The organism is Enterococcus italicus DSM 15952, assembly GCF_000185365.1.
Taxonomy (GTDB): domain Bacteria; phylum Bacillota; class Bacilli; order Lactobacillales; family Enterococcaceae; genus Enterococcus_G; species Enterococcus_G italicus.
The window spans coordinates 1,053,132-1,065,817 of record NZ_GL622241.1; the positions used below are offsets into that span (position 1 = coordinate 1,053,132).

Sequence of the window (12,686 nt, forward strand, 5' to 3'; positions counted from 1 at the left end):
TTTTTTTCTTATAGCTGATCATTTCATTCTATATTAGTTCGTGCTACTTTTTCGTTGATGTGGCCCCTTTTTGCCAAGCGCTCAGATAATTACTATCCGTACCGCCAATACCAAACTTAAATTGAGAATCACTAACAGCTGATTTTGCCCAATAGGAAGTTGTTGTAGCAGTAGGTAGGGTATACGTCGTGCCATTAAATGTCACTGTTTTGACATTCTTTTCACCTGTAAACGTATTGACTTTTTCTTTTTTCACAGATGAATCAAGTGTGAATTTCTTCGTGACCCCAATCGTATCAGGTGATGATTGATAGATGGCATTTGCAAGATTCGCCATATACGTAGCCTGACGTAAGCTAGCACCTTCATCAGACGCTGTTCCATCGTCATGGCCAGTCCAGCTACTTAACGTTATAGATGGTGTCGATACGACTAACCAAGAGTCCTTGTAGTCATTGGTCGTACCAGTTTTTCCTACCCAATCCGCATTTCCTAACGTGCTATTCAAAGCAGTTAATAATGGTTTATATTTTGATGTAATATTACTTGTAAGCACGCTACGCATCAAATCATTCATGATTGATGCAGTTGCTTTTGAGTATACTTGCACTGGATCTTCTTCGTGTTCATAAATGGTATGCCCACTTGAATCGGTAATCGATGAGATCATATAAGCATCTTGATATACACCACCGTTGGCAAGGGTCTGGAAGCCACTTGTTTGCTCAAGGACAGTTAAGTCGACTACTCCTAATGGTGCCGATGGATAGGTCCACTGATCAACATCTGGATAATTCATTTTGGCTAAATAATTATCATAGACGTAGCTTGTGGAGCCTTCTTTATTTAAGGTGTTTTGATAAATTTGATAAGCAGGAATATTGTTTGACCAAGAAATTGCTTCCCGAACAGTCTGGAAGGTATTCATATTGTATTGAGTAGCATTGACGACCTGTTCATCACTGTCACTACTTGTGCCGCCCCAAGTCGTCGCGTAGTTTGATACCCGTGTCTCGGTACCAATCAAGCCTAAATCTATCGCCGGTGCGTATACGAGTGCCGGCTTAATCGCTGATCCGGCTTGACGCTCAGCTGAGAAAGCGTGGTTGAACTGATTGGTTGAAAAATCTCGTCCTCCGACAAAGCCAATGATGCGACCAGTTTGATTATTCATTAATACATTTCCGACTTCGACTGTTCCATTGCCATCATCCAATTGATACCCATAAGTGGCTGCTGCATCTTGCATCGCTTGATAGATGGTTTTATCAATTGTAGAGTGAATGGTGTAACCGCCATTAATGATTTTTTGCTCTGCTAATGTTTCATAAGCTTCTTTTACTTCATCTTTGGCATATTCTTTTTCACTAATTTTGGCTTCTTCGGCTAATTGTTTACCCAAGACGGATTTTGCTTCATCCATTACGGCATAATACAAAAAGCTTTGCTCATTTGTATTTGCTGCTGCTTGAGGTAAGAAATCACTTTTAAGATCATATGCCTTAGCTTCTTCGTATTCTTTTTTGGTAATCGCATTGTTACGATACATACTAAAAAGAACAAAATCCTTGCGTTTTAATCCTAACGATACATCGTCTTTAATGGAGCCATCACTATTATATGGGCTATAACTGATAGGACTTTGTGGGAGTCCCGCAATAAATGCAGCCTGTGCAAGGTTCAATTTACTCGCATCCACACCAAAAATCCCTTTGGCCGCTTCTTGCACGCCGGCGATGTTTTCTCCTTTATTGTTTCTTCCAAAAGGGGAGACATTTAGATACATGGTAAGAATTTCATCTTTGGAAAAATTCTTGTCAACTAAGTGAGCCAAAATAATTTCATTGGCCTTGCGCTTAAAGGTCGTCTCATCTGTCAGCATTTGTTGCTTTACAAGTTGCTGTGTTAAAGTCGATCCACCACTGCTACCAATGCCGGTAACTTCTGATACAAGTGCTCGAATAACGGCTTTTGGAACATAACCTTGATGTTCATAGAAGTTTTCATCTTCAGTAGAGACAATTGCTTTCTTTAATAGATCAGAGATTTGATCAGATGCCACTGTTTTTCGCTGTAAGTCTGAATTGACGGTAGCGATTGCTGTATCATCGGCATAGGTTAAAAGGGAAGTCTGGGAAAGATTCCCAAGCTCCTGATTCATCGTCTCTTTAGAAGGTAACTCGGTATCTTCTACTAAGTAGGCAAAATAACCAGTGCCGATACCAAGGCCAAATGCGCCTGCTAAGACAATCAGGCTAACAATAACCAAAAAGAGTGATTGGAGAACACGGACGACCACGTTCGTATAAAAGAGAACGCCGTGTGTTGCTGATTGCGATTTGTTGTTTTTTTTAGGTTTCTGGGCCAAAAAAGTCACCTCAGTTTCAATTTATTCTGTCCAATTATAACAAAAAAATGAGAGAAAGAATAGGTAGAGTGTTTTAAGCAAATTGAAAAATCTGCTTAAAACTCTTTGCAACGGCTAAATTATCAGTTAATATGTGTAATGAGTATGTATTTGGGAGGAATGAACATGAGTTCTGATTTTTTTCAAGAACTAAAAGATCGTGGTTTGGTTTTCCAAACGACAGATGAAGCAGCATTAGAAAAACAATTAAATGAAGAGTCCGTGAAATTATATGTAGGATTTGATCCGACTGCAGATAGTTTGCATATTGGACACTTGTTACCAATTCTTATGTTACGCCGTTTTCAACTTCAAGGACACGTGCCAATCGCATTAGTCGGTGGCGGAACTGGGATGATTGGTGATCCCTCTTTTAAAGATCAAGAGCGTCAATTGAATACCTTATCGATTGTCCAAGAGTGGTCCCAAAGCATCAAAGATCAATTGTCTCGCTTTATTGATTTTGATGATGAAAAGGCTCCGGCTGTCCTTGCGAATAACTATGACTGGCTTGGATCAATTTCGTTGATTGATTTTCTTCGTGATGTCGGTAAAAACTTTACGATTAATTATATGATGAGTAAAGAAAGTGTCAAACGACGAATTGAAAGTGGTATTTCTTACACTGAGTTTGCCTACCAATTACTACAAGCGTACGATTTCTTAAAACTTTATGAAAACCATGGCTGTTTATTGCAATTAGGTGGTAGCGATCAATGGGGAAATATTACTTCAGGGATTGAATTGTTGCGTCGTGAGAAAGAAGTCCAAGGTTTTGGTTTGACGATGCCACTAATTACCAAAGCAGATGGCACAAAATTTGGTAAAACTGAAGGAAATGCAGTTTGGCTAGATCCAGAAAAGACGACGCCTTATGAATTCTACCAATTTTGGATCAATACTGATGACCGCGATGTCATCAAATTCTTGAAATACTTTACGTTTTTATCTTTAACTGAAATTACGGCTATTGAACAAGAATTTACCGCTGCACCTGAATCGCGTGTAGCGCAAAAAGCTCTTGCCAAAGAAGTAACAACTTTGGTTCATGGAGAAGAAAAATATCGTCAAGCAGTTCATATCTCACAAGCGCTATTTAGTGGAGAACTAAAAACATTATCAAGTGAAGAAATCTCACAAGGGTTTAAAGGAGTGCCAAGTTATGAAATCACGACCGAAGATGGTTCACAACTATTGGATTTATTAGTTGCATCAAAAATTGTTTCTTCTCGTCGACAAGCACGCGAAGATTTGCAAAATGGGGCCATCTATGTCAATGGTGACCGCATTCAATCAGTGGATTACGAGTTACGTGAGGAAGACAAATTATCTGGGAAACACACGATTATTCGTAGAGGGAAAAAGAAATATTTCTTATTTACTTTTGCCTAAGAATGGTCTGAGAACAATGGAGACGAGTAAAAGAGAATGATTATTTTCTTTGCTCGTTTTTTTTAGAATGGAGGAAAACGATGTTAATTGGGTCGCATGTATCCATGAGTGGAAAGAAAATGTTATTGCAATCAGCAGAAGATGCGGCAAGTTATGGTGAATCTACGTTTATGATTTACACCGGAGCGCCGCAAAATACACGGAGAAAACCAATTGAAGAATTAAATATTGAGGCAGGGAAAGCTTACATGGCCGAACACGGCTTAAGTAATATCGTTGTTCATGCACCGTATATTATTAATTTAGGCAATACAACGAAACCGCAAAACTTTGGCTTTGCCGTTAATTTTTTAAGAGAAGAAATTGTGCGCGCAACGGCATTAGGTGCCAAACAAATTACCTTACACCCAGGTGCGCATGTCGGTGCTGGCGTCGACGCTGGCTTGACACAAATTATCAAAGGACTAAATGAAGTACTTGAAAAAGACCAAGTACCTCAGATTGCGTTGGAAACGATGGCTGGTAAGGGCACCGAATTGGGAAGAACCTTTGAAGAATTAGCAACGATTATCGACGGTGTGACTTTAAATGAAAAATTGTCAGTTACCCTCGACACTTGTCATACACATGACGCAGGGTACAATATTCGTGAGGATTTCGATGGCGTCCTAGAAGAGTTCGATAAAATTATTGGCTTAGATCGGTTGAAAGTAATTCACGTCAACGATTCAAAGAACCCTCAAGGATCACATAAAGATCGTCACGCCAACATTGGCTTTGGTACGATTGGCTTTGACGCGCTGTGCAAAGTTGTCCATCATCCGAAATTAGCCGAGTTGCCAAAAATTTTAGAAACGCCTTTTGTAGGAGAAGATAAAAAAGATAAAAAGCCGCCGTATAAATACGAAATTGCGATGTTAAAGAAAAAAGAGTTTGATCCACAACTCTTAGAAAAAATTCTCGCAAACGAACAATATTGAAAGCTTGTGCAATAGCACTTGCTTTTTTTTATTGGTTTGATACGCTTAAATAGAAAGAAAGTGGGGAGTCTATGGAAAACATCCTAGAAGTGCAAAATGTCCAAAAGAAAATTGGCTCAAAAATCATTATTGATGAAGTAAGTTTCCATGTACCGAAAGGAAAGATTGTCGGATTACTCGGACCAAATGGAGCTGGCAAAACTACTCTTATTCGGATGATTGTCGGTTTAATGCGTCTGTCACAAGGTGAAATTATCATCGCCAATCATTCATTGAAAAAAACTTACCGCCAAGCAATTGCCGAAGTCGGAGCGATTGTGGAAAATCCTGAATTTTATAATTATATGAGCGGCATGGACAATTTAATGCAATATGCACGCATGTCCAAAAAGAAAGTCATGCCTGAAGAAATTTTAGCCATTATCAAACAAGTTCATTTAGAAGATCATATTGGAAAAAAAGTAAAGACGTATTCATTAGGGATGCGCCAAAGATTGGGTGTCGCACAAGCGCTGATTCACCACCCCTCACTCCTTGTATTGGATGAGCCGATGAATGGCTTGGATCCGATGGGGATGAAGGAATTTCGAGAAATGATTCGTGACTTAAAGAACAAAGGGTTATCGGTCATTCTCTCTAGTCATCAACTCAGTGATATTGAACTAGTTGCCGATGAGTTGGTTATTGTCCAAAACGGCAAAGTCACACACCAAGTGTCGATGAATGAGTTAAAAAATCAACAGCTAACCATGATTATTGAGTCGCAAAAAACGGAAGAAGTCATTCGCTTTTTGCGACAAGAAGGAGTAGCCGTTGAACAACACAGTAAGCAAATTTGGGTGACTTTGGAGCAAGACATTCGCGTCTCTCTACTGAAAGACTTGGTCGAAAACGATTTGGCTATTTCTGCCTATTATCCAAAAGTAGCTTCACTAGAAGAGGTCTTTTTGGATTGGACAAAAGAGGGGGGATTATAATGGGCTCATTACTAGTAAATGAATGGCTTAAATTAGCCAAGAAAAAATCAACCATTTTTTTGTTTCTATTTTTAATTGTCGCTACATTTGGCATTACCTATCTGATGAAGCTTGCTCAAGCTTCAGTTGACGGACCGCAAAGTTTTGCAGAACTATCTGGGGTTAGCTCCTTTTTAAATTTAGTCATTGTCATTCTGGCGGCATCTACTGTGGCAGAAGAATTTTCAAAGGGCACGATCAAATTTTTACTCATTCGACCGTTTACAAGAAGTCAGATTTTGTTCTCTAAATGGCTTGTATGTATGGCATATGGCCTAGTAGGTACGATCATTTTAGGAATTAGTAGTTTTTTTGCGAGTATTATTTTCTTAAAACAAGGCTCTTATACTGCTAGCATGACAAGCTTTGGAGGGTGGAATGCGATTGAAGTTGCTCTTTTATATGGCGCAACCAATTTGTTAATGTTGGTTTTTTATGTATCGATTACTTTATTTATTTCAGCGGTGATACGGTCACAGGCACTAGCGGTCGGGCTAGGTATTGGTGTTCTTTTTGGCTCGTCGATGATGAATGCTCTCTTATTTATTATTATGGCAAAGCATTCTTGGTTACGCTGGAATCCATTCAATCTCTTAAATATTCGCGAGCTCATTCTTGATTTTATTCAAATGCTTGGAGGAACAAAATCATGGACGAGTGCATCTGATATGTATCTTTTGACCTATTGGCAGATGGGAATTGGAATTTTGGTAATTAGTGCAATCATTTATTTCATCACCAATTGGTTGTTTACGAAACGAGACGTCGCTTTAAATTAAGATTAAATGGCAAAGTGCAAGAAGTCTCTTCTTTAAAATTTTGCCATTTGTCTTTTTTTTTGACGACACTTCTAGTAGAATGGGTGGGAAGAGATTGTTTAGAAAGGAGTTCGAGTCACTATGATGTATGTAATCGTCGCTATTATTGCATTGGCTGTCGGAGCAATTGGTGGGTTCTTTTATGCACGTAAATATATGAAAGATTACTTAAAGAAAAATCCTCCTGTCAATGAGGATATGCTGCGTTCAATGATGATGTCAATGGGTCAAAAACCATCTGAAAAGAAAATCCGTCAAATGATGCAACAAATGAAAAATCAAAACTAAGTCGCTATGACTATTTGAAGTGAACATGCGACATAACCCAAACAAGATAGAATGTTTCGGCGTTCTATCTTGTTTGGTTATTTTGTTGTAAAAATGTTTTGCAAGAAGGGAGACGCACAGTGTCAATTTTCAAAAAGTTAGGTTGGTTTTTTAAACAAGAGAAAAAACATTATGCAATCGGCGTTTTCTCTTTGGTTGTGGTCGCAATCGTCCAAGTATTACCACCCAAAATAATTGGTTTGATCATTGATGAAATTGATCAGAAACGATTAACAAGGCAAACGTTATTGATTTGGATTGGTGTGCTCATACTAGCTGCGTTCACACAATACGGGTTCCGTTTTATTTGGCGCACAAATATTTGGGGCAGTGCCGCTAAGTTAGAACGGTCTTTAAGGAGTCAACTGTTTCACCATTTTACAAAAATGGATCATCTTTTCTTCCAAACCCATCGAACAGGAGACTTGATGGCTCATGCGACCAATGATGTCAGCGCTGTGCAAAATGTTGCTGGAGCGGGGATACTGACATTTGCTGATTCATTAATCACAGGGATATCGACCATTGTTGCAATGGTTTTATTTGTTGACTGGCGCTTAACGATATTAGCGATGATTCCACTGCCACTTTTGGCAGTGACTTCGCGCGTGTTGGGATCAAAAATTCATGTCGCTTTTCGCGATGCTCAGGCGGCGTTTTCAGATATTAATGATAAAACGCAAGAAAGTATCACGGGCATGAAAGTCATTAAAACGTTTGGTCAAGAAGAAGAGGATATCGCTGACTTTGAAGAGAAAATCCAACGAGTGGTTCAAAAAAATCGCAGAGTGAATCGGTATGACGCGTTGTTTGATCCATGTATTACAGCTATTATCGGAATTTCTTACGTCCTGACGATTTGGTTAGGTGGGCGCTATGTCATGGCTCATACGATTTCGGTCGGGCAGTTGGTCTCCTTTATTAGTTACATTGGTATGCTCGTATGGCCGATGTTTGCGATTGGTCGCTTATTTAACGTCCTGGAGAGAGGAAATGCTAGCTACGATCGAATTGAAGAACTACTATCAGAAGAAACCCATATCATTGAAGAAGAACATGGCATAGCGACTCGTGCCAAAGGGGATATCGTGGTGGATATCAAGTCATTTGCCTACCCAGACTACCCAGACCAAGTTGTGTTAAAGGATATCGCCCTGAAATTGGACGAAGGTAAGACGCTGGGGATTGTGGGAAAGACGGGTGCTGGTAAAACCACGCTATTAAAACTTTTTTTACGTGAATACGATGACTATCAAGGGTCGATTTTGTTTGGTGAGCATGACATTAAAGCCTACCGACTGCAGGCTTTATTAGCAGCGATTGGCTATGTGCCACAAGATCACTTTTTATTTTCGATGACCATTCGGGACAACATTCGGTTTGCTGCGCCCAAATCTACGCAAACGATGGTCGAAGAAGTCGCAAAACTCGCCGCAATACATGAAGACATTCAGGCATTTGTGCAAGGGTATGATACCTTGGTTGGTGAACGAGGCGTCTCGCTGTCAGGTGGGCAAAAACAGCGAATTTCCATTGCGCGTTCATTAATCACAAAACCAGAATTGTTGATATTAGATGATGCTTTGTCAGCTGTAGATGCGAAAACGGAAGAAGCCATTTTGCAGCATCTTCAAGCACGCACGAAGCGACAAACGACCATCATCACTGCTCACAGATTAAGCAGTGTAATGCATGCAGATGAGATTATTGTCATGGATCAAGGTACAATCGTTGAACGAGGGACACATAGTCAATTATTAACGAATCACGGATGGTATGCACAAATGTGGAGCAAGCAACAATTAGAAGCAAAAATAGAGCGAGGTGAAAAATAATGCAAAAAAGCGAATGGTCAAAAGAGTTGACGCTTAAAGAACAAGTGACCATCATTCGGCGTATGTTGCCTTATGCTAAGCCTTATCGACGATCATTTTTTGTTGCGATTGGTTTGGCTTTAGGAGTTTCTATTGTGAACATCTTATTGCCTAAAGTCCTCCAATATTTGATAGATAACTATCTGACTTCTTTTTCTGCTACTGGTCAAGTTATCTTTGGATTTGGCTTGTTGTATCTTTTTGGGACAATCGTTAAAGCATGTATGCTATTTTTTCAAAGTTATATGTATGCGAATGCTTCTACGCGAACATTGAATCATATTCGTATAGAGCTTTTCAAAAAAATCCATACGTTAGGGATGCGCTATTTTGATCAAACACCGGCTGGCTCGATTGTCTCACGGGTATCAAATGATACGGAAACCTTGAATGAATTTTGGTATGTCTTTATGACGGTCATCACAGGTATCTTTGCAGTTGTTTCCTCATTTATTGCCATGATACAAATCAATATCAAAATTGGGCTTGCGATGCTCGTATTTTTACCGATTTTGTTGTTTATCATTGGGTATTATCAAAAGTACAGTTCACGTATCTATCGACAAATGCGGGAACGACTGAGTGATTTAAATACCAAGCTAAATGAATCGATTTCCGGTATGGCGATTATTCAACAATTTCACCAAGAAGCACGGCTAAACCAAGAGTTTGACGAAACCAATAATGAGTATCTAGCAAGTCGGTATGCGATGATTCGTACGAACTCATTACTATTAGCGCCAATCATCAATCTTTTGTATGCTCTAGCAGTGGCTGCTTCGTTGTCACTTTTCGGAATCAACGCTACGCACCGTTTGGTAGAAGTGGGTCTAATTTATGCGTTTGTTACGTATGTTTCGAGTTTTTTCAATCCAATGACGCAAATGATGGATTCATTAAGTGTCTTTACTGATGGGATTGTTGCCAGTAGCCGCATCCTAAAAATTATGGATCATCAAGAATTGGCTCCAGCTGCATTTGAAGATGCCACTGATTCGATAGTCAACGGAAAAGTTGAGTTTCGAGATGTCACGTTTGCTTATAACCCAGGGCAACCAGTCTTAAAGAATATTTCGTTTGTTGTCAATCCCGGAGAAACAATGGCGTTTGTCGGTCACACTGGTAGTGGCAAGAGTTCCATTATTAATAGTTTGATGCGTTTCTATGAAATTGAATCTGGCCAAATTTTACTCGATGACAAAGACATTCGTTGCTATCCAATCGAGGAATTACGCAAAAAAATTGGCTTGGTCTTACAAGATGCGTTTTTATTTTATGGAGATATTACCGATAATATTCGCCTTCGAGATTCTTCCATCACGCAAGAACAAGTCCAAGAGGCTGCTCGTTTTGTTCAAGCAGATCAATTTATTGAAAAGCTACCGGGATCGTATCAGGCCAAAGTAATAGAACGCGGGGCCAGTTACTCGAGTGGTCAAAGGCAAATACTTTCATTTGCCCGCACGATTGTCACGAATCCCAAGATTTTAATTTTAGATGAAGCGACAGCCAATATTGACACAGAGACCGAATCAGCTATTCAGGAAGGACTAGAGAATATGCGAAAGAATCGGACAACGATCGCCATTGCGCACCGCCTATCAACAATTAAAGATGCTAATATGATTCTAGTATTAGATAAAGGCATCATCGTCGAACAAGGGACGCATGAGACGCTACTTGCTCAAGATGGCTTATATGCGGACATGTACCGACTGCAAAGCGAAGAAATCTAACTATCACTTATTCCTTACAGAGAGTATTCTATAAGGATCAGAAAAAAGACCATGAAATTCAAAAGATTGAGAAACAACTTCTGAATTTTATGGTCTTTTTGTGTATAACTACAGTCTTCAATGTATATCATTTTAGTCATGTAATAGTTTTTCAATCATTGGTGCTGCTTCAAGTGGTGAAGTCTTCGGACCGTAACGATTAACAACAGTGCCGGTCTTATCAACTAAAAATTTCGTGAAGTTCCATTTGATGTCTTTGGTTAAAACACCTGGTTGCTGCTCCTTTAGGTACGTAAAGAGTGGATCAGTGTCAGTGCCGTTGACAGCTATTAGTTCATGGATGGGAAACGTGACACCATAGTTTAATTGACAGCTTTCTTTTGCTTGTTGGCCATCAGTCAGTTCTTGGTGAAATTGATTGGAAGGAAAGCCCAGCACGACGAATCCATCGTCTTTGTATTGTTGATACAATGCTTCCAGTTCTTTGAATTGACCGCGCAAGCCACATTTTGAGGCCGTATTGACAATCATCAGCGCTTTGCCTTGATACTTTTCTAAAGAATACTCTTTGCCAGAAGCTAGACGAACTTGAAATTGATAAATCGACATAATCAGCGCCTCCTTTTTGACAATCATACCGCGATTAAGCCAAATCGACAATGGATTTTTCCTCAGCAGTCACGACGGCCTTGGACTTCCAGACACCAGAACGCCAACGATTAATCATCAGACAACTCCTTAGAAACTCATCTATCGCATACGCAATCCACACACCGACTAATCCAAAGCCAAAACGAATTGCCAAAAGATATGAAAATGGCAAGCTGATTAGCCATAAAACGATTAAACTACAGATTAATGGAAACTTCACATCGCCGCTAGCATTTAAAGAACCGACTAGAATCATATTGACTGAGCGAACTGCTTCTAAAATAATCTCGACTAAGAAGACTTCTTTTGAGATGGCAATAACTTCAGGATTGGTGGTGAAGATTCCCATGATTGGTTCGATAAAGACATAGGTCAATACACAAATCATAATCGAAGCCAATACACCAATGACAGTCGAACGCATGCCACGCTTGTACGCACGCTGAAATTCTCCTGCGCCAACGCTGCGACCAATCATTATCTGATTCCCTTGACTAATTGCTGCTGCAATTAGATAGACAAATTGGGAGATTGCTGTAATGTATGATTTTGCAATTAAGACACTGGCACCTAGTGAAGCGACAATCATCGTCACGACTACTTGTGCTCCTTGATAGGATAAGGACTCACCAGAAGAAGGGAGACCGTATGTTAATATTTGCTTGATTCTCGCTCCTGAAAAATCTTTGAGGGAGAGGTCACGAATGGAAAAGCGAATGTGTTTCTTTAATAATGAGAAGGCAATAATCAGGCCGATTATATTACCAATCACACTGGACCATGCAAGTCCGCTTACGCCGAAATTCGGTAAGCCAAAGGGACTATATAGCGCTACATAGTTTCCTATGACAGCAAGAATACTTGCGACCATTGGTACAAGTAGGGCAGGCTGAGTATAGCCGTGCGTACGTAAGATGGCGATGATGACAGCTGAGACAGCTGAGACAAACAAGCTACCACCAAAAATTTGTAAATAACTTTTGCCAATTGTAATCAATTCAGGTTCAAGATTCATAAACTGCAAAAGCTGAGATGAGAAGAGAATGAAAACAAGGCTAATCAAAAAGCCAATCCCTAGCGCACCGAACAATGAAGTGTTGATGACTTGTTTGACGGACGCTATTTTTTTGGCACCTAAGTACTGTGCAATCAAAATTTGGGTCCCGACTGTGACAAAGCCATATACAAAAATCGATAAATTCAGTAGTTGATTCGCTGCTCCAATCGAAGCGACAGCAGGTTCAGAGTAATGTGAAATCATCCAGACGTTAATATTTCCGATAACAACGCGCAAGAAAAATTCAATAAAAATAGGCCAACTTAAAAAAAGTAACTCTTTGTCAGAAGGCGTGACTAATTTTGCTCTTGTCAAAAGTAAAAACCTCTCTTATAGTTTAATAATTATAACGTCTAGGAAATTTTACCTGACTGAAAAGCAAAGTCAATAATTATGAAAGAAATGTTAGTATATTTAAGCAGATTAGT

10 protein-coding genes are annotated in these 12,686 nt (G+C 39.6%); 7 read left to right on the forward strand and 3 right to left on the reverse strand.

Annotation, left to right across the window (positions count from 1 at the left end):
• Positions 1–43 precede the first annotated feature (43 nt).
• Positions 44–2,368 (reverse strand): transglycosylase domain-containing protein, encoded by a 2,325-nt coding sequence (locus HMPREF9088_RS04990; protein ID WP_040366456.1) that lies wholly within the window; start codon positions 2,366–2,368, stop codon positions 44–46.
• Between the two features lie 165 nt (positions 2,369–2,533).
• Here HMPREF9088_RS04990 and tyrS point away from each other — a divergent pair, with 165 nt between their 5' ends.
• The 7 genes from tyrS (at position 2,534) to HMPREF9088_RS05025 (ending at position 10,550) form a co-directional block, all read left to right on the forward strand.
• On the forward strand, positions 2,534–3,799 hold the full coding sequence (gene tyrS / locus HMPREF9088_RS04995; RefSeq protein ID WP_040366457.1) for a tyrosine--tRNA ligase: 1,266 nt from the start codon (positions 2,534–2,536) through the stop codon (positions 3,797–3,799).
• An 80-nt stretch (positions 3,800–3,879) separates the two neighbouring features.
• Complete coding sequence (locus HMPREF9088_RS05000) at positions 3,880–4,779, forward strand: deoxyribonuclease IV (protein ID WP_007208066.1); 900 nt, start codon at positions 3,880–3,882, stop codon at positions 4,777–4,779.
• A gap of 71 nt (positions 4,780–4,850) precedes the next feature.
• Positions 4,851–5,756, forward strand: a complete 906-nt coding sequence (locus HMPREF9088_RS05005; RefSeq protein ID WP_007208067.1) for an ABC transporter ATP-binding protein — start codon at positions 4,851–4,853, stop codon at positions 5,754–5,756.
• The gene (locus HMPREF9088_RS05010) at positions 5,756–6,574 is read left to right on the forward strand and encodes an ABC transporter permease (protein WP_007208068.1); all 819 of its coding nucleotides are present in this window, start codon (positions 5,756–5,758) and stop codon (positions 6,572–6,574) included. Before HMPREF9088_RS05005 ends, HMPREF9088_RS05010 begins: the two co-directional genes overlap by 1 nt.
• A 120-nt stretch (positions 6,575–6,694) precedes the next feature.
• The gene (locus tag HMPREF9088_RS05015; RefSeq protein ID WP_007208069.1) at positions 6,695–6,901 is read left to right on the forward strand and encodes a YneF family protein; all 207 of its coding nucleotides are present in this window, start codon (positions 6,695–6,697) and stop codon (positions 6,899–6,901) included.
• Positions 6,902–7,020: 119 nt separating this feature from the next.
• Complete coding sequence (locus HMPREF9088_RS05020; RefSeq protein ID WP_007208070.1) at positions 7,021–8,775, forward strand: ABC transporter ATP-binding protein; 1,755 nt, start codon at positions 7,021–7,023, stop codon at positions 8,773–8,775.
• Positions 8,775–10,550: an ABC transporter ATP-binding protein gene (locus HMPREF9088_RS05025; protein WP_007208071.1), complete on the forward strand. Its 1,776-nt coding sequence runs from the start codon at positions 8,775–8,777 to the stop codon at positions 10,548–10,550. Before HMPREF9088_RS05020 ends, HMPREF9088_RS05025 begins: the two co-directional genes overlap by 1 nt.
• A gap of 132 nt (positions 10,551–10,682) precedes the next feature.
• Here HMPREF9088_RS05025 and HMPREF9088_RS05030 read toward each other — a convergent pair whose 3' ends face one another.
• Both HMPREF9088_RS05030 and HMPREF9088_RS05035 read right to left on the reverse strand, forming a co-directional pair.
• Positions 10,683–11,159 carry a glutathione peroxidase gene (locus HMPREF9088_RS05030; protein ID WP_040366459.1) on the reverse strand — a complete coding sequence of 159 codons (477 nt, stop codon included), beginning with the start codon at positions 11,157–11,159 and terminating at the stop codon, positions 10,683–10,685.
• A gap of 34 nt (positions 11,160–11,193) precedes the next feature.
• Positions 11,194–12,573 (reverse strand): MATE family efflux transporter, encoded by a 1,380-nt coding sequence (locus tag HMPREF9088_RS05035; RefSeq protein ID WP_007208073.1) that lies wholly within the window; start codon positions 12,571–12,573, stop codon positions 11,194–11,196.
• Positions 12,574–12,686 lie beyond the last annotated feature (113 nt).